The sequence below is a fragment of the Bacteroides sp. AF25-38AC genome (genome assembly GCF_003602995.1).
GTDB classification, from domain to species: domain Bacteria; phylum Bacteroidota; class Bacteroidia; order Bacteroidales; family Bacteroidaceae; genus Bacteroides; species Bacteroides uniformis.
Genome location: NZ_QTMD01000005.1, coordinates 53,900 through 73,170 on the forward strand (window position 1 = coordinate 53,900; position 19,271 = coordinate 73,170).

Sequence of the window (19,271 nt, forward strand, 5' to 3'; positions counted from 1 at the left end):
ATTTATGCTTTATTGTATTCTATGAATATCCGGTAATTGAATGTGTCCGGCGAACAGGCCGAGAGTTTGGTACGCAGGTTGTCTTTTATCTGTTTTTCCTGCGAAGGCTCATCCAGTTTCGTTCCAAGAATCAGATGGACTTCTTTGGTTCGGATCAGTCCTTCGTGCGGCATCGGGCTGATTTCCACCCCGTTCCGGATTTCTGTCCGCACCAGCAGTTCGCCGAGTTCTTTTTTGCAGAAACTGGCTATGTCGTTCTGTGTCAGGACACGGCCGTGCGAAATGAAGGCGTATTTGTAGATGTCAATCCGTTCTCTGTTTTGGGGGGCTTGTTTCCCACCGTAGGTGGTACTGACCAGAGCCAGTGTCTTCGGGTCCAGGTAAGTGGTGGCATTGGGGGACAGGTTTACGCCTGCCTGTATCCGGTTTCCTACCTCACAGTTGGTTGTCCAGTATTTGACGGTAATCTGCCCCTTGCCGGACAGTTCGTCAATCATAAGATAATAAGGTGTTTCCCTGAACTCGTTCATGTTGTCCGCTGTCTGTTTCATTTGCGCCATCAGTTGCTCCATCTGGATGGTAAGTGCCTGTAGCTTGATGCTTGATACGGCATTGAAGGCATGGGTCTCGTCATCCAGCAGGTCGGACAGATAGCCGAGCAGCTCCTTGGCGGAACGGGAGTCGAAACGCTCGCATCCTCCTTTGCGGATGGAGTAGGTTCCATAGCTTTCCGTGGAATCCTTTGCGGGATAGAGGAGTTCATGGTAGTTCTTTCCGTCAGAGTCCTTCACGCTGTGTACGGACAGAAGGGATTCGTAGCTGCCCGTGCGCAAGGGTATCACCCTGAAAGTTTCCTCAAGGGTGGTCGTCTGTTCGTGAAGCGTCTTGTTCTCTACAGGCACGATGTTGATGCCGGCATGAAGTTCTTCAAGGACTTCCGCTGTGAAATGGGCGGGGAACTGTATTTTCACCCATACCAGCTTGTCCTGCATCTTCTCCAGAACGGCCTCTTTGAAACAGGACCGCAGGGTGTCCGGAAGGTTTTTCCTGCAGGAACCGTCGAGTGGAAAGGACTGCGATACCTTCAGAAAATGTTTGCTGTAAATATCCATGACTTCCTTGTCTATGACGGACATCACGTCATAGTCTTGGAAAAAGGCACGGGTTGGTTCTTTCTGTATGGTTGTCTTTTCATGGATTCCCCCTTCCATCACGACTGTTTTCCCTTCTACGGACCATTCCGTACAGGGGAGCAGGAGCAGATATTCATAGCTTTCCGTAAGGTTGGGAAAATCCAGATAGAAGGAAAAGTCTTCAAGGTCGGAAATGGATTCATCCACCGCCATTCCTAACCAGACGGTACGCGGAGGCATCCTTGTTTCTGCACGGGCAATCATGGTCTTCTCCAAGGTAGGGGCTATCCGGTAGAGAAGGTCGTCGCAGACCATATATTTCACGTCGGCTTTGTGCAGCAGGGTATCGCAGGCGGGATAAAACGATACACTTCCGGTCGATAGCTTCCGGGTAAGCGAGTCGCTCTCGTAATACATGCCCGATTCCCGGGTTATCAGGTAACACGGTTCTATGGGATAGGCGTGTACGATGCCGTGTGCGGGAAAGGGTGAGGTAAGGATGTCCGGAGTAAGGATTCGGGCGGTCTTTTCCAGCAGCCTTGTCTCGATGGCGGTAAAATCCTCTCCCAGCATATATATCTCGTTGGACAATGCTTCCAGCAGGAGCTTGACAACCGGGTCGAAGTTTTCCGCCTTTTTTATTCCCCAGAAAGCCGCAGCGTATTTCAGCATACGGTTTCTGATTTGCTCTTTATTGTATTTTTCTGTACTCATAATCCTTTCATCGGGTTGAAATCGGTCCTAAATAGATTACATAATAGAAACACCGTTTTTCTCCGGTATGTACCAGGGTTCCATATACATATACTTGTACACGTTTCTTTACGGCGGGAGCGTCAAATACATTGTCCTGTCGGGTGGTGTCATCAATGATGACACGTACATTTACACCCGTAAGCCGCTTCTCGTGCCGAGTAATTGCCTTGGTTATATATTCCGAGAATTGTCCTTCCCAACGGGTGTGTGAAACAATGCTTTCAAAGTCGAGAAAAAAGATCTCACAGCCGAACTCCTTGTCAAAGGCATGTTCGCCGGGAGCCGTACTGATCAGCAGTTCGATAAACTGATCGATGGACTCGATTTCCGAGCAGGATGCAAGACGGCTGTTTTCCACATCCTCGCTGAGCAAGGCTTCAAAATCCAGGGGCAATTTGCAAAACTTTGTTTCCATACTTGTCAGTGCCATTCGTTTTCAAATTCTTCGTCTATGAACTTCAGTGTTCTTGCGGCAAACAGAAGGACGATGCTGCTGGAATTGGATATACGGTCAACCTTGCGTTGCAGACGGATGCAGTTCCCATCCACAAAGCGCAAGGCAAATGCCGCTTGTTGGTCGGGTTGCTCCTTCTGGTAGATCCGTATTTCGCCGTCTTCATGGGAGTGGCTGTATGCGGCCCATCTCAACAGCTCGTCACCCGGCATACCGATAAGGGTACAGGTAATGAATCCGCCGTATGCCTCACCTTCAGGCAATCCGTCACGGTCTGTATTCCGCTTGAATTGCAGGTCGAACTCTTCAATGCTGTATGCCTCATGGCAGACGGACAGCCGCATCACGTAGCGGTCATCCGGCATTGAGGATTTTTTGTTTTTGAACAATGAAGTGAACCAGTTCATGATTATAAGTTTAAGTGACACGAATCGCCGGTCTCCATTTCCCGGAAGTGGATGAATAGTGATATACGGCTCTCTTTGGTTGTTGAATGTACGTTGAACTCAAGGCATTTTGCTCCCTTGAAACGGATGATCTCTTTGGGAGTACCGGGCAGGCCGGAAGTGTTCATCACCTCTCCGTCCTTCAGGATTCTTGAATTGAACATCCATTCCAAGAGTTCCTCTGTAGGAAATCCGGCAATGCTTACCCGTATTTTACCGCCGTAGGTCTTTCCGGTTACCTTTCCGTTAGAAGTGGTTTCTTTCCGGAAGTCATACTCGTAGCCTAGCAGGTCGTATGCCTGCACTTCCTCATGCTCCGAGGGTTCGGCGGTCCAGAACTTGATATACGATTGTGCACTCATATCCTTATGTTTTTTTATTCTTCTTCACTCATCAGATTGGTTTGCAGCATGGTTGTCAGAGTCCGTTCCTCGTTCATGCGTGATTCAACGAACAGTACGGTGTCCTGACTGTCCAAATGCTTGCGCACGTAGGTTCGCAGGTAGGCTTTGAATGCCTGTACCTTTGTCCGATATTCCTCTAAAGGGAGGGCGAATATACCTTGTTCTCCCACACGTTCTAATCCATATTTCTCCAGTTCTTCTTCAAAAGACTTTTCTAATTGACCATTAGCTATGATATAAATCACTAATACTTTATATTGTCTCATAATAATCTATTTAAATATTAACGATATATTGAATAAGGTTTAGAAAATTGATATTCAGAGTCTTTAAATTCTCGTCTTATATGAAATTTAATCTTATTAGCAACTAATCATAATCCAAACCAATATACACTGCATTGTCAAAGAGAATAAAAATATTCCATAATATAGTGTATATTTTTTATCCGTATTAAACTTCACAAAAAAAAACTCGTACTTATTTTTTTTAAACAAAAACAAATAGTTCGTAATATATATAACCGCACATATAATCACAAAAAATATACTTAATACCAACATGTTATTGAAAGCCATTTGAATGACATTGACCCTAGTAATTTTATAAATAAGCCAAAATATAAAACTTAAAAAACAAAGTGTATGGGCACAAATATAAGAAGTTGAAAATATAATAATCCCAGAATCTATACCTCGTTCATCCACTTCTCGTTTATTCAAAAAAGACACAATATTGTTAATATATTCATTAAGTCGTAATCTAACTTTTTTGTTTTGCAACCAATATATTGGATTTAGCAATCTATTAAAAAGATAGAACAACAATGTATATGTACAATAAAACATTATATTCCAATATAAATTAAGCAATGTTTTCATTTTAATATCAAAGAATTTGAAATATCGATAATAATATCTTCTCCCAACTCACCACCCAAATACCCTCCAATAGCACTTCCGATAAACCCTCCAATAGCAGCGCCGGCACCGATTCCAATACCAGCAGTAAATAGCCCAGCAACAGTAGCTCCTAAAAACGTTCCTATTTTTGTACCTAAATATAAACCAGCAGCCCCTCCAGCCATGCCACCACCAATTTTTAAAATAGTATTTTGGGTATTATCTCCAAATCCTTTATCTTTAGCCAAAGCGTACCCTATTTCAAGAGCATTTAATCCATATTCAATAGGTTTTATTGCATTTCCTATTTTCTCCCCGATACGAAAAAGTGAATAAGTCTTAACATATTGATTACCATAAAAGATATATCCTGATTGTTTTTCAAAATAAAGTCTCAAATTTTTATTTGAAATTCTAGTTTTTCCTGTTTTAGTCAAACCTTCTGCAAAATTGCCAACATATCCACACACTTCCTTTGAGTAATCTATAAAACTATCAATCAAAGTATTAGTATCCTTAGTTCCTAAAAGTTTCAATAACTCTATTGACCAACGATCAATATAATAGTGATTATATTCATAATTATATGTTTCATTTATATCCTTACTTTTCACTTCAATTTTAATATTGAAATAAGTATCGGATTCATCAGTAGATATGATAATTTCAGAATCTTTTTTAGGTATCATCAATGGGCCTTCTGGAATATTTAAGACATACATATCTCCTTTTTCTGAAACTAATTTATTTCGAATGTCATCAGGTGTCAAATGAAGGCTCTTGATAATTGCCAACAAAGAAGTGTCTATTTGTTGAACTTTTATTGGATTGTATATATATGATGAATTTTCTAATATAGCCATCTCCGATGGGATGTTTTCAACATATGCATACCCACACCCAATGACAAATCCTTCATAAGGATATCCTTGGATACAGCTGACCCTAAAGTCATCTAACTCCATATATGTTGTTCTATAATTTCCCATATTACACCCATCTATTGTCGAAATCAACACCTTGAACAGTTAATGTTTCTGGAGAAATCGTTAATGTTGTAGATAACCCCTGTCCGAAACTGATACTTCTGTGTAGCCTTATGCAATACGCGTTCATAAACGCCACCTCAAATATCACTCCGGACGTTCCGGTCTTGAACAGAACTGCCCCGTTTTTTTTCACCCACGGTTTCACAGCCCATCCGTAGATGTTGCTTTTCACCGTCTGCGAAAGGGTTATCATGATTCGTCCTCCACGCACTTCGCCTTCCGGTTGGTTCTTTAGGTTATCTACTGGCTGGTGAAAACCTATCTTGAACTGTTCCACTGCATATTCGTCGCCGTCAACGCTGAATATGACATTCACGTTGCTGTCCACTTGCGGAAAATTAAAAAGTCCCATAACGCTGCTGTTTTTAAAACACCCACTGATTTTCAAACTCTTCTGTACCGAATGCCAGTTTCTGTGCCTGTACGGTCAGTTTGGTCGCAATATAGCTTTTGCCCTGCCGGATATAGCTGATTTCCATATCCACACAAGTCGCTTTCTCAAAGAGTATCTTTTCGAGCGTGGAGCCTTGGTTGTCATGAACTACGATGGCTCCGCTCTGGTATTTACGGGCATCCAGCATCCACTGGATCATGTCACGGTTGGGAAGATGAGGGTAGGTTACATAAAACGTGCCGCCTTTTACCTCGGTCTGTACCTGTCCTTTGATATCTATCCCTTGGGCAAATCCGAATTCGCAGCCGATGAGCTGGTAGCTGTCCTTGTACATGTCGGTCAGTGAGGAGGCAGCCAGGTTGCCTATCTTTAAGAATACGGTATATCCAAACATACGATACTTGATTATTGGTGAATATTCCAGGTTAATTCATTCTGTTCGTCCAGATCTACCTCCAGACTTTTTCCTTTGCCCAGCTCCCCGTTGATGATAAGCCGTGAAATCGGTCTGCGCAGATAGTTACGGATTACACCGGCCACTTGGCGGGCACCGTATTTGGGTGTGAATCCTTTGTGTGCAAGCATCTTACGGGCATCATCGGTGATGGTTATGCCGATACCCTGCTTGTCCAGAAGTTTTCTGACTCCGTTGAACTGTATGTCGAATATTTTCAGGAGTATGTCTTCGCGGATGGGGGAGAACGGAACGATTTCAGACAGGCGTGCCAGAAACTCCGGACGGAAATGCTGCCCCATCACCTCCATGATCTGGGTGGTGGACGGAACATTGCCGGACTCAAGTTGCTTGGTCAGCCACTCGCTTCCTACATTGGATGTGAACAGCACGATGGAGTTGGAGAAATCTCCTTCCTTGCCCAGACGGTCATGCAGTTTTCCCTCGTCCATGATTTGCAGGAAAATGTCATATACGGATGGATGCGCTTTCTCTATTTCATCAAAGAGGACAACGGCGTATGGCTGTTGCCGTATTTTATTGACCAGCATGCCGCCTTCCTCATATCCCACATATCCCGGAGGCGCTCCGTACAGTAGGGCGGCGGAGTGTTCTTCCTTAAACTCGGACATGTCGAATCGAATCATGGATTTCTCGTCATTGAACAGTGCCTCCGCTAGTGCTTTGGCAAGTTCGGTCTTGCCGGTACCGGTGGGTCCCAGCAGGAAGAAGGAGCCGATGGGCTGTCCCGGCTTGTTCATGCCGCTACGGGATTCCAGGATGGCATCCGTCAATGTCTTCAGGGCCTGGTCCTGTCCGACGACGCGTCGCCTCAGATAGTCTTCCATATTGAGTAGCCGTTCCTTTTCTTGCGACTGTATCTTGCCGATAGGGATGCCTGTCTTGCTGGCGACAACGGCGGCTACCTCATAGATACCCACCTCCTCTATTTTCTTCTCTGCAAATTGGAGGAGGACGTTCAATGCGTTTCTCAGATAGCCGGTCAGTTCTTCATACTCCTGCAATTCATGGATGTCCGCTTCATCGGGTATGACTCCTAAAAGGATGGGGCTTAATTTGTTGTGCATTACGAAAAGCAGCGTTTTCAGTTCTTCGGTCTTTTCCTGAAGGTCCTTTTCGTCCTTTTCTATTTCATCCAGCCCGGACAGCAGGGTCTCCACATTCTTCTTTCCTGTTTCATTGACCATCTTGATGGCGGAGAGCGTCATGTCCAGCAGACCGATGGCGGAATCAGGCAGACGGCGGTCTTTGATATACCGTTTGGCAAGACGGACACATTCGGCTACGGCTTCGTTGCTGATTCTTACATGATGGTAGTCCACGTATTGTTTCTGCACGGAGTGTAGCATCTGGATAGCGGACTTTATGTCCGGTTCGCTTACCTGTATGACCTCGAAACGGCGGCTGAAAGCATGGTCCGGCTCGATGATTTTGCGGTATTCGTCAATGGTGGTGGCACCGATGACGGTCAGGTCGCCGTGCGACAGTTCGGATTTCAATACATTTCCAGCACCGGTATTTCCTTGCCGGTTGTCCAGCAATACATGGATTTCGTCAATAAACAGGATTGCATTGTCGATATTCCGCAATTCCTTCAGGATGTTTTTCAGGCGGTCCTCGATTTCCCCCTTGTAGGTGGCTCCCGCAATCAAGGAAGCGTTGTCCAGCTCAAATACACGGGTCTCTTCCAGAAACGAGGGTACTTTATGGCTGACTATGTCCCAGGCAAGTCCGTAAACCAGTGCTGTCTTTCCTACTCCGGCATCACCGACAATCAGGACATTGGACTTGCTCCGGCTTCCCAGTATCTCCATGACCATACGGTTTTCACGGTCGCGGTTGATGACCGGATGCAGCTTGTTGGCCGCATCTTCGGTTAGATCCACACAGTATTTGCCCAAGAAGGAGGATGAGGCGGAAGTCGGGGCATAGGGCTTCTCCGTAGTGGCGGAAGGACATGCCGGCTGCCCGTTACCTATATATATGGAATGGATATCCTTTTCCAGAATGGGGAAAGACCTGAGCTGGTCGCTGGAAAAAGCGACACCGGGTTTTGCCAGTGCCAATAGCACACAGATGGGATTGATGTCGAACAGCCCGAACTGGATTCGTGCATCGTCTGCGGCACGGAAAACGGCGTCAATCCGTTCCGAAGGCTTGATTTCGGACAACTGGGTGGATTTCGGGCATTGTTCGATATACACGTCCGCCCATTCCTCCAAATAGCCTAAATCCTTGCCTATACTTATTATAAAATCTCTTAACCCTACATCTTTATGAAGTAGAGCCTTCAACAAATGCGAGGGTGTATAACACTCGTTCGCATTTTCACGAGCCACTGCAAGTGCTATGTTAAGCGCAATTTTTACAGAATCATCAAGATTGATGAAACCAACTCCTGTTTCCATAATCGTAAGATTTAAAAATTGCGCAGGAGAACATTGCAAATATAAGGCAAAAAAAATAATTCGGCTATTGTTGGCAGTGTTTTTTTTATGCTTATGGGCATATTTTCGGCAAAAACAAGAAAAAATCATCAAAAGTTCTTTGTAGTTTTCAGAAAATGCCATATATTGGGCGCAGAAATTGAAGGACAAAGATAGGACTGTAGCAGGCCTCCTTTGACCGGATATTTCAAAATCAACTTATTTTTTTAATTTAAAACTTTGAGAATATGGCATTTAAAGCGTCATTTAAGTTTTCGGACTCAAGAGAGTTTGATGTACTGACCTGGAGAGTTAAGTTCAATCGTGATGTGGACCCCAAAGGCCGTCCGGCATCTGACATTTATGGTGGCACAATCTATGTGGAAATCGAATCAACTCCCGATACCATTGTGCTGGATAAGATGTTCAAGCAGTACCAGCCCGTAAACGGAAACATCGTCTTCAAGAAAGCGGATGAAGATGCCAAAATGAAGGAATTGGTGTTCGAAAATGGTTATGTGGTGGATTACGAAGAGGCACTGAATGTGGCTAACCCTTATCCGATGACAATCAAGTTCGCCATTTCTGCACAGACCGTGAAGATGGACGAGGCTACATTTGTACAGGATTGGCCGGAAAACAACTAATGGTTGTTTCCTAATCAAAGTTTTAAGGTGCCGGAATATACCAATTCCGGTTATTTCGGCACCAAAAAACATACCGACCAGTCGGATTATTTATTTAAAATCATAGTTTAAGATAGTATGGGAGCAAGTTTTCTGAATTTGGTGACTACTAAAGTAACCGTGAAAGGAGAAGAACAGAAATTCGTTTCACTGCATCTCCGTCAGGGTTTCAACCGGCATCACACCTTTACTGTGGTGGTGAATTATCTGTCGCCTAACAATACGTTCCAACAGACCCCGGAAAAATTCATCGGCTACATCGGGGAAACTGCCAGCATTTCATTTGTCCATAGGCAGACGGGTGAAAGTTATGACTTCGAGGGAATCATCACTCAAGTGGAAATGGTTGGAAGCATGGGCGAGACAGGCGGAGTGGCCATTCACGGAACAAGCCCTACGATACTGTATGAGAACAACAGGACACTCGACTCTTGGATGGATCAGTCCCTCTCTACCATAATAAAGGAGGCGACGCAGGAGTATGGAAAGGTCAATCTGGTTTCCAATCCCAAGTATGCGGCGCCCATACCCTACATGGCGCAGTATAACGAGAGTGTCTTTGACTTTATGAATCGCCTTTCGGCTCTTTATGGGGAGTGGTTCTATTATGACGGAACGAAAGTGTATTTCGGCAAGCCTGACAGGGACAATACGGAGAAGATTGTTTATGACATGGATTTGGAGGAAGTACGTCTGGTTGCCAATCTGGTACCGGGTAAATCCGCAAGATACGATTATGTAGCGCAGGAGAACAAACAGCATAATGCGGATACGCCTGCCAAACCGGATGGCATGAACGACCTTCAGTCTATTGCACACAGCTGCTCTGAGAAGGCATATACCGCAAAAACAACCTCGGCTGCCGACCCCCATGTAACGGACAAGGCGGAACTGGACGAACAGATGAGGATTGTAAAGAATGCGTCTGGTGCCAATCTTCTGAACATCAAAGGCATAGGAAAGACTTGCCGGATAAGGATTGGTGAAATCATCGATGTTTCTTTCCCCGACAGGATGAAACTGCCTCCTTTAGGCAAGTTCCGTATTGTCGGGATTGAGCATGAGGTATGCCGTGACGGACATTACTCCAATAGTTTTGTCGGTGTGCCGGACAGTACGGTACATATTCCTGTTCCCGATGCGAAGCGGCCGTTGGCGTTGCCGGAACTGGCTACGGTGAAGGAAAACAACGACGACAAGGGACAGGGACGTGTGAAAGTGGCTTTCGACTGGCAGAAAAACGGCAAGACAACCAATTGGATCAGGGTGCAGACTCCTAATGCGGGAGTAAGTGGTGCGGTTCCCAAAAATCGCGGATGGGTATTTGTTCCGGAAGTCGGCGATCAGGTTATGGTAAGCTACGAGCATGGCAACCCGGACCGCCCCTATGTTACGGGGTCGGTGTTCCATTCCGGTTCAGGTAAAGGAGGGGACAAGGACAACAAGGTCAAGAGCATTATCACACGCAGCGGCAATGCCATCGTTTTCGATGATGAGACGGGAAGCATCGTTATTACCGACCAGACGGGAAAACAGCTGATCATGTTGGATGGCACGGATGCCATTACCGTCATGGCGAAAAAGAGCATTACCCTTACCAACGAGGCGGAATCGGTCATCGTAATGGATGATAAGTCGATAGGCTTGCAGGCCGATACCATTGCTCTCGAAGGCAGGAAAAGTGTAACATTGCTGTCCGGCAACGAATGTATGGTACTCAGCAGCGAAAAGAGTATAATTAGCAGCAGCGGTACCAATATCAAACAGGAAGCGACAAAGGATTACGATGTTGCTGCAAAGAACGGAACGGTCAACGGTGTAAATCTGATGATAGAGGGAAAGGGAAACGTAACGGTTTCGGGAGGAATAGTAAAGTTTAACTCATAATTCGGTTGGCTATGGGAGCATCTGCATCTGTGATACAGGAATATTACAAAGCGGTCGATTACTGGGCGGACATAGTCGGCAACAAGGACTGGAAACTGTCTGTATGGATTGTCGGGCAGAACGATGTGGACTTGGTAGACAGGTTTCTGGAAATAGAACGTTCTCCGGTAGGGCAGTTCGATGACATATTCTTTCGTTTTGATACGCCGTACAGGGGGGATGACGAGGAATACACTGAACAGCTCTGGCAGGAATATGCGGGTTGGTTTTCAGAAAAGGTTGAGGAGAAGTATGATATTCTCAGGGCTCTGAGGCACGACGGGTTGCTGAAGGAAGAATACATTCCTGATGTGTCGGTTGAGCATACGGCGGGCAACTTGTGGAGAGAGATGTTGCGTTTCAAGGCATGTATCTCCCGGTTGGATGATGCCTTTTTCTGTCTGTACTTTCCTCCGGAACAGGAAAGGGGGTATTCCCGGACAGGATGGTTCGGCAATGTGCTGAAAGAAGGTGTCCCGCAGGGAATCCGGATGACAACCATTGACTTGAAAAAGAACAGGAGTATCCGATTGGGTGAGTCTCGGGAAGTGGTTTGCATACGCCCGCGGTTCGATATGGCGGCGGCTTTGCATAACCGGATGGCACGGTCGGATAGCGGTAACGACCTGATTGCACCTGAAAATCGGTTCAAGCAGCAGGTTACGGTTGTCATGGATTCTACACAAAAGCAGGATTGGAAATTATTGGACAGGGAAATCCGAAAACTGTTGGATATTGCACAGGAAATAAAGGATACGAATATCCGGATTTCCGCTCTGCTTATCGCATCCGAGGCATGTTATGCTATCAGGGAATATAAGCATAGCATGAAATACAGCGACGAAACCGTCCGGGAGGCGGAAAAGGCGATGCAGGGCGGTGAAACGGCAGGATATAGTTATTGGAAAATGGCTGTTTCCATGAAAGCGGCCATTCTGACAGCCGGGAAAAAACGGGAGGAAGCGGTTGCCTTGTATGACATGATGGCTAAAAAAGCCGTCATGCAAAAGGACCCTTATTATGTCATGGAAGGCTATCGCATGTGTGGTTTCCTGCGCTATGAGGATGGAAAGATGGAACAGGCTTTCGAATATTTTTTGCTTGCCCTGGCAGGCGGCAGCTACCTTTCTGCCGAAATCAGGCGGAGTTCCACGTTCGTTTATGCGGCGTATCTGGCTCTTCATACGGGAAGGTTGGTTCGTGCTCCGATTGATGTCGGGATATTGGAACGGCAGCTCTGCGAATGGATTGGGGAGGATTGGAAGGAACTGGTGGACAATCCGGATATGCAGCAGGCGAAGGCCAGAAGAAGGGGAAGTTTTTTCAGTTGAGCGAGATTTAATTAATATATATTTTAAATTTAAAATTGAATAAGTATGGATCTTGGTAATTATGGAATCGGCGGAAACGAAGTGAAGATTGACGCTTCCGAAGGTATTGCGGAAATTCCACAAAATCGAACCTTATTGGTGGAACAGCTGACGAAGGATGAGGCGGTGGCTCCCGAAGTGGTTGCAGGTCTGACCAACATTGACGAAGTCTTTGCACATTTCCGGCCGGAAATAGATATCGAGTTCGCGGATGCGGACGGTGCTCCCGTAGAGGAAAATTTCCGTTTCCACAATGTCGGTGATTTTTCTGTCAAGAAAATGACGGAGCAGAGTTCATTCTTGTCCGGCCTGAATGCGGAAAAGCAGTTTGCGGACAGGATGGAGAAGTCGTTGCGTTCCAACAAGGTGCTGCAACGGGTGCTGGAAAATCCGGAGACACGTGGAGCGTTTGTCAATGCGATTTCTGCCATTTTGGACGATTTGAAGAACAATGAGAAGTCTAACTCCACTAATGAATGATAGTTATGAGCGAACAGAATACACAAAGAGAAGCAGCCGTACAGCAGCAACAGGCTGTGGCGCAGTCCAGAAATCTGAACGCTGAATTGCAGATTCTGGCTAAGTTTGGCGGTTTCAATGTCTTGGAATCTTCCGTGGACGGCATACAGAACATGAATCCGGAGCGTAAGGCACGGCGGAACATATTCCTTTCCGACCCTGAACGGGCGGCTGAGCGCAAGGAGCTGGAAAAACGGCTTGAGATGTGGGTCGATATGTTGAAAGGCAACAAATCCATCAGCGAGATGGTGGAGCTGTGCCAGAAGAAGTCTGCGGCGGTGTCCGGTCTGCTATCCCAGAACCAGCTGAAAGCGGTGGAAGAGGTCAGGCAGTTGGAGAAGTCCTACCGCACGGTCATGCTCTTCTACAAGAATACGGATTCCGACAAGATCAAGAATATCTCCATTGTGAACGCTTCGATGAGCCAGCTTACCGATTTGGACAACTCCTTCTTTATCGATGCCATTGCAAACGAGCTTCGTGCGAATTATGACCGTTTGGACTTGCGTACCAACTATTCCCTGCTGGTTATCCCGGGATATTTGGGTTCCAACAAGGTTGTTGAAAAATGGGCAAAGATTGCGCATGACAACAAGGTGATGATTTACACGGATTTCGCTGATCTGGAAAAACCGGATGATGTCATTGAAATGTTCTTTGATTCCAATCTTTCGGGAGGCGATGTGTACAAGTCCAACGTATGTATGACCTGCAACTATCTGGTAGGACGGGGACGCTATGCAGAACTGGGCGAAACCGAAGACTTGCTGATTCCTCCTTCTGCGGCATTGGCCGGCAGTGTGTACAAGACGGTAATGGCACAGGTTACCGCCGGTAAGAAGTATGGTTCCATGAGCGAAGTGGACGGGGTTGCCTTCAATCTGAAAAAAAGCGAGATTTCCGAAATCGAGAAGATTGGCCTGATTCCGATGGTGAAGGAATACGGCAAGGTGATGGCTTTCTCTGCCAAGACATTGTTCAATGGGGACAACTTGGGATTGCAGACCTATTCCGTAGTCCGTGTGTTCGATTGGGTAACGAAAGTGCTGATGGATTTCCTCAACCGCCGTGCCTTTGAGAACTGGAACAGCAAGGCGGAAAGGGATTTGCGTGGTCAGATCAGCAAGTTTTTGGATAGCATACAGGGTCCCGGACGCTTGATTGAGAAATTCAAGATTCTTCGTTTCGAGCGCGATCCGAAGCAGAAAGACCGTATTTTCCTCGACATTCACCTGACTCCTTATTTCCCGGCAAAGAGTTTTGTCATCAAGTTGGAAGGTACAAAAGGGGATGACGAGAACGACTGGAACAGCGACTATGCACAGGATGCATAGGTAAGTCCTTGCAGGGACAGCCGGAGTGTGCCGGTTGGAACACCCGGTTGTCTCTTTTTCACATTCTAAAAAATTCTCACCATGTCAGATGTGTTCAAGAATATAGCTGACGCCGCCGGTAGCAGCAGCGTCAGACGGGGTTTTGCCGACCTTTTTTCAGCCTCCAAGGCGGCTTTGGACGAGATTCAGGCGGGTCTGGGCGGAATCCTTCCTTCCATGCCGGGTATGCCTGTCGCCAAGTTCGGCGACCTGTCCATCGGGATAGACATGCATCCTACCGTTACCCCTCCCTCTCCCATCATGCCTGTGCCTCATGTAGGCAAGGTGTACGACCTCATGGCAGACCTCATGGCCGGCATGGCGGCTGCCATGCCGTCTGCGGCTGATGGAGTGGCCGGAGTGGCGTGCAACATCCTCAAGAGCATGGCTCCGTCGGTCAAGGTTCATAACCAGTGGATTGCGCAGGCAGGTATCGGCATCGTGCATCTGCCGGCATTTGTATTGCATCCGGCTCCGTTGGTCAGCGGTATGTCCGAGTCGGAGATGTGGATGGGCAGTTCCACTGTCCTGGCGGACGGTGCGCCCTGTTCCTCCCTCACACATCCGGCACTCTCATGCAACATTGTGGGAATACCGACGATTCCCCGCAAGGGGAAGCCCAGGAAGGTGAGCAAGGCCCTGCTTGCCCCCACTTCCATGCTCTCCACCATCACATCCGTAGGAAATCCCGTGATTGTGGGAGGACCGCCTACCATTGATGTGTTTGCGCTGGCGATGAAACTGGGGCTGAAAGGATTGTCAAAGTTCGGAAAAAAAATATCCCATCTGCTGCATGGATTGATAGACAAGGCGGGATTGAATCCCCGGCTTGCCAGGATTCTCAAGAAAACAGCTTGCATCATATTCGGTGAGCCGGTGGACGCTGCTACGGGCAGGGTCTATCACACCAATGTGGACTTCGAGCTTCCGGGTCCGATTCCCGTCGTATGGGAACGTACCTATTACAGTGATGCCGCCGTGGACGGTCCGTTGGGATACAATTGGCACCACAGCTACAATCTGGGAATACGGCAGCTGGAGGAAGGGGCGTTCGCATTCCGTCATGCTGACGGACGGGAGTCCTTCCTGCCTGCGCTGAAACTTGGAGAATCCCATTTTGACCGCAGGGAACAGCTGGCATGGACACTCGATGACCGGGGTTACATGCTTACGGACATCCGGGGGTTGCAATACCGTTTTGACGGTCCTGAAAACCGCTCCGGTTACCGCATGGTATCGGGCATTTCCACGAAGGACGGATTCCGGATCCGCTTCGAATACGCTTCGGGGGGAAGGCTGGCAGGAATCATATCCTCACGGGGAGAATTCCTGAAGGTGGAAACCGACGAGTCGGGACGGGTACTCTGCGTATCCGTACATCAGGACGGTGAGGAGGTGAAGCTGGTCCGTTACCGTTACGATGACCGGGGCGACATGGTGGAAACCATTGACGCGTTGGATGTCAGCAAGCATTTCGTCTATTCCGGCGGACACCTGCTGGTACAGCTTACCAACCAAGGGGGCATGTCCTTCCATTGGGAATATGAAGGTAAGGGAGAGAATGCCCGCTGTGTGCATACATGGGGCGATGGAGGCGTGATGGAATATTTCATCCGTTACGGCAAGGGATATACCCATATCCGTAACGGGGAAAATGCCGAAACCGAATATTATTACGGTGAGGACAAACTCATCTACAAGATAGTGGATGCCAACGGGGGAATTACCCGCCGCCAGTACAACAGCTTTCAAGAGCTGGAGGTCACGGTCAACCCCGAAGGCTACACCCATAAGACTTCCTACAACGAATTCGGCCAGCCGGTCCGGATAACGGACGAGAACGGCGAGGACACCTTTCTGGACTACGACGGCAACCGCAACCTCGTCTCGCTCTACACTCCGGGCGGAAAGAGGCTTTCATGGGACTATGACGGACTGGACCGCGTCGTCAGCCGGACCACACCGGGCGGAGAGACAGTGAAATATGCCTACGAGGGAGGCGTGTTGCGTACCATAACGGACGGACAGGGCCGGGTTTACACGCTCACGTTCAACGACAGGTACGACCTGGAGCTGCTGCAGTTCCCCAACGGGCTGTTCCGCCGGTGGGAGTACGACGGCAGGGGAAGGCTTGTGCAGGCGGTGGATGTGAAAGGCAATGTTACCCGTTATGCCTACGACCGTGCGGACAACCTGGTACGGCTGGAAGAACCGGACGGCAACGTGCACCGGTTTGAGTACGATGCCATGGGGAACATGGTACATGCCAGCGACAACATCCGCGAGGTCAGGTTCACCTATGGGGCACTGGGAGTACTGAAAAGCCGCGAGCAGGAACGGCACCACATCACCTTCGGCTACAACAGCGAGTTGCAGCTCCGGCGCATCGGCAACGAGGCGGGCGACAACTATTTCTTCGAGCTGGACGGGCTGGGACTGGTCGTTACGGAAACCGGCTTCGACGGTATGCGGCGTGAGTACGAGCGCGACGGTGCGGGCCGTGTCACCCGTGTGAACCGTCCCGGAGGAAAATGGACGGAATACCAGTATGATGGACTGGACAATATCCTGAAGGAGGAACAGTATGACGGGGAGGTCTCCCTCTACACGTACGACAAGGACGGCATGCTTGTCAAGGCGAAGAACAGCGAGAACCTGCTGGAGTTCACCCGTGACAGGAAGACGGGACTGGTTACCGAGGAAAGGCAGGGAGAATACACCGTCAGCCGTACCTATGACGGCGAAGGCAGCTGTACCCGCATCACCAGCAGTCTGGGAGCGGACATCCGTCATACCTATGACCGAGAGGGTAATTTGCAGACCATGCAGGCGGGCGAAGGCTGGCAGGCATCATGGGTGCGTGACAACACGGGATTGGAGGTGCAGCGCACCTTCTCCGGTGGCGTAACAGTCTGCACCGAGCGCGACTGTTTCGGGCGCGAGGTGCGCAAGTCGGTTCGGTCGGGAGGCATCGAGCGTGGAGCATACCGCTATGAGTGGGGGATTGCCAACCGACTGCTTTCTAAGGAGAACGAGCTGACGGGAACGGTCATGCGCTACGACTATGACCGTTTCGACTTCCTCATCCGGCAGGAAATTACCCAGGGTTCGGAAACGGACGTGATTTACCGCGTACCGGACTTCGTGGGCAACCTCTTCGGGACTCCGGACAGGAAGGACCGCAAATACGGTGCCGGGGGAAGACTGCTGGAGGACCCGGATTGTTTCTATCACTACGATGATGAAGGGAACCTCATTTTCCGTGAGTTCAAACGGTTGCAGGAAACGGGCGTAAGGTACGATCGCAAGCGCATGGAGAAGGAGCGCGGCGTCCGCTGTCTAGCTACAGGTACGGGATGGCTCTACGAGTGGAGTTCCAATGGTATGCTAAAGAAGGTTATACGTCCGGACGGAAGACCGGTGGAGTTCCGCTACGATGCGCTGGGACGCCGCACCGCCAAGCAATATCTCAGTAAGGTCACACGCTGGGTGTGGGACGGAAACGTGCCTTTACATGAGTGGAGCTACAAAATTCCCGATATGCAGCCGGATAAGGAAGAAAACGTTCCGTCAAAAGAGCCGACAGAGAATATTACCACCTGGGTATTTGAAGCAGGCACATTTGTACCAATGGCGAAGATACAGCATGGCAAGCAATATTCCATCGTGTCTGACTATTTGGGAACACCCATCCAGATGTTCGACGAACATGGAAATAAGACATGGGACTGTATACTGGATATTTATGGGGAAATTGCAACTTTTTTTGAAGGACATTCTTTGAATGAGTGTCCGTTCAGGTATCAGGGGCAGTATGAGGATGAAGAAACAAATCTATACTACAACCGTTTCCGTTATTACTCTCCTAAAACAGGAAGCTATCTGTTGCAAGACCCAATTGGTTTAGTCGGAAACAATCCAACTCTTTATGGATATGTTTATGACACCAATAGTTGGTTAGACCCATTTGGACTTACAGCCGAAATATATAAATTGGTTGCAACAAAGAGCGGTTATTATGATGTGTATGAATGGGGAAGCGATACCCCTGTTGGTAAAACGTGGTTAAATGAAGGCGATATTTGGAAAATAGGAGAAACCGCAGATTTCAGAAGAAGGAAAAACGGCTCAGAAATTCAAAACAGATATAGCAAAAAATGGTTAGATAATAACAAATTAGATTATCAACCATTACAGCGTTCTCCAAATAAATCTGCAAAACCTTCTTTCCAAAATTTTGAAACAAGCCGTATAAAGAAGTTTGAAAAACGATTTGGTAAAAAGCCAGCAGGTAATAAATGTTATCATTGATTATGGAAAGAATAAGAGTAGTTTCAGACTCTCCAGGTTATATCAAAGTTCGCGAAATTAGTAAAGAACTTAGGAGTTTCACTAAAATTATTGAAGATAAATATAATCAAATTGATTTTGATTTTCTGTTTTGCTTTAGAGCATTGTATAGTACAATGGGGATTAACTCCAAAGTCCGATTTGATAAAGGAGATAACACATTAGGAATGGATTTGATAATGTCTTTAGATGAATTTAACCCTTACAAGACTAATGTGGCAATGCAACGGCTAATTATGGGGAAACATTTATTTCCTTTTTTTGCAGAGAACATAAAAAAATATAAAAGTAAATTGCCAAATTTAAAGTCGATAGCAGAAGACTTAACAGAGGATATGCGTTTATTTTTGATAGATAATCTTTGGTTACCAGATGACAATGGCAATTTAAAGTTATCAGTAATAGAAACTGTATCTTATGAGAAAGCTATGGCTTTGCTTGGAAATCCGATACGAAAAAAATTCACTAACATGGAAAATGGACAAAAAATACAAGATTTGCTTTGGGAGATAGATAAAGAAACAAAAATATTAGCTCAATATAAACTGATAGATAAGATTTGGATACTTCAAAAGTATAAAATAGAATAGCAATTCACTATGCCATAA

General features: G+C 47.2%; 16 protein-coding genes. 7 read left to right on the plus strand and 9 right to left on the minus strand.

Features of this window, described 5'->3' with window-relative positions:
- Positions 1–2 precede the first annotated feature (2 nt).
- From DWY55_RS04905 to DWY55_RS04950, 9 genes are all read right to left on the minus strand, one after another.
- Positions 3–1,847, minus strand: a complete 1,845-nt coding sequence (locus DWY55_RS04905; protein ID WP_004288727.1) for a type VI secretion system baseplate subunit TssF — start codon at positions 1,845–1,847, stop codon at positions 3–5.
- A 7-nt stretch (positions 1,848–1,854) separates the two neighbouring features.
- Complete coding sequence (locus tag DWY55_RS04910) at positions 1,855–2,319, minus strand: GPW/gp25 family protein (RefSeq protein WP_004288726.1); 465 nt, start codon at positions 2,317–2,319, stop codon at positions 1,855–1,857.
- Positions 2,310–2,750, minus strand: coding sequence for a type VI secretion system tube protein TssD (gene tssD, locus DWY55_RS04915; protein WP_004288725.1), 441 nt, complete (start codon positions 2,748–2,750; stop codon positions 2,310–2,312). Before tssD (DWY55_RS04915) ends, DWY55_RS04910 begins: the two co-directional genes overlap by 10 nt.
- Before the next feature lie 2 nt (positions 2,751–2,752).
- Positions 2,753–3,151 (minus strand): type VI secretion system tube protein TssD, encoded by a 399-nt coding sequence (gene tssD, locus DWY55_RS04920; protein ID WP_004288724.1) that lies wholly within the window; start codon positions 3,149–3,151, stop codon positions 2,753–2,755.
- Between the two features lie 14 nt (positions 3,152–3,165).
- Positions 3,166–3,459, minus strand: a complete 294-nt coding sequence (locus DWY55_RS04925) for a hypothetical protein (protein WP_004288723.1) — start codon at positions 3,457–3,459, stop codon at positions 3,166–3,168.
- Positions 3,460–4,070: 611 nt separating this feature from the next.
- Entirely contained in the window at positions 4,071–5,060 is a 990-nt protein-coding gene (locus DWY55_RS04935) for a hypothetical protein (protein ID WP_004288721.1), read from the minus strand.
- Between the two features lie 25 nt (positions 5,061–5,085).
- The gene (gene tssD, locus DWY55_RS04940; protein WP_004288720.1) at positions 5,086–5,496 is read right to left on the minus strand and encodes a type VI secretion system tube protein TssD; all 411 of its coding nucleotides are present in this window, start codon (positions 5,494–5,496) and stop codon (positions 5,086–5,088) included.
- A gap of 13 nt (positions 5,497–5,509) precedes the next feature.
- The gene (gene tssD / locus DWY55_RS04945; protein ID WP_004288719.1) at positions 5,510–5,932 is read right to left on the minus strand and encodes a type VI secretion system tube protein TssD; all 423 of its coding nucleotides are present in this window, start codon (positions 5,930–5,932) and stop codon (positions 5,510–5,512) included.
- Between the two features lie 11 nt (positions 5,933–5,943).
- Entirely contained in the window at positions 5,944–8,421 is a 2,478-nt protein-coding gene (locus tag DWY55_RS04950) for an ATP-dependent Clp protease ATP-binding subunit (RefSeq protein WP_165859508.1), read from the minus strand.
- A 266-nt stretch (positions 8,422–8,687) separates the two neighbouring features.
- On the opposite strand from DWY55_RS04950, the gene tssD (DWY55_RS04955) reads away from it, so the two are divergent.
- The 7 genes from tssD (DWY55_RS04955) to DWY55_RS04985 all read left to right on the plus strand — a co-directional run bounded on the left by tssD (DWY55_RS04955) (position 8,688) and on the right by DWY55_RS04985 (position 19,253).
- Entirely contained in the window at positions 8,688–9,086 is a 399-nt protein-coding gene (tssD, locus tag DWY55_RS04955) for a type VI secretion system tube protein TssD (protein WP_004288717.1), read from the plus strand.
- Positions 9,087–9,203: 117 nt separating this feature from the next.
- Positions 9,204–11,012: a type VI secretion system Vgr family protein gene (locus DWY55_RS04960; protein ID WP_004288716.1), complete on the plus strand. Its 1,809-nt coding sequence runs from the start codon at positions 9,204–9,206 to the stop codon at positions 11,010–11,012.
- Positions 11,013–11,023: 11 nt separating this feature from the next.
- The gene (locus tag DWY55_RS04965; RefSeq protein WP_004288715.1) at positions 11,024–12,382 is read left to right on the plus strand and encodes a hypothetical protein; all 1,359 of its coding nucleotides are present in this window, start codon (positions 11,024–11,026) and stop codon (positions 12,380–12,382) included.
- Positions 12,383–12,427: 45 nt separating this feature from the next.
- Positions 12,428–12,901, plus strand: a complete 474-nt coding sequence (locus tag DWY55_RS04970; protein ID WP_004288714.1) for a hypothetical protein — start codon at positions 12,428–12,430, stop codon at positions 12,899–12,901.
- A complete protein-coding gene (locus DWY55_RS04975; RefSeq protein ID WP_004288713.1) occupies positions 12,898–14,274 on the plus strand; it encodes a DUF5458 family protein in 1,377 nt (458 codons plus the stop codon). Before DWY55_RS04970 ends, DWY55_RS04975 begins: the two co-directional genes overlap by 4 nt.
- An 81-nt stretch (positions 14,275–14,355) precedes the next feature.
- Positions 14,356–18,624, plus strand: coding sequence for a DUF6531 domain-containing protein (locus tag DWY55_RS04980; protein WP_004288712.1), 4,269 nt, complete (start codon positions 14,356–14,358; stop codon positions 18,622–18,624).
- Between the two features lie 2 nt (positions 18,625–18,626).
- The gene (locus DWY55_RS04985; protein WP_039953011.1) at positions 18,627–19,253 is read left to right on the plus strand and encodes a hypothetical protein; all 627 of its coding nucleotides are present in this window, start codon (positions 18,627–18,629) and stop codon (positions 19,251–19,253) included.
- The last annotated feature ends 18 nt before the right edge of the window (positions 19,254–19,271 follow it).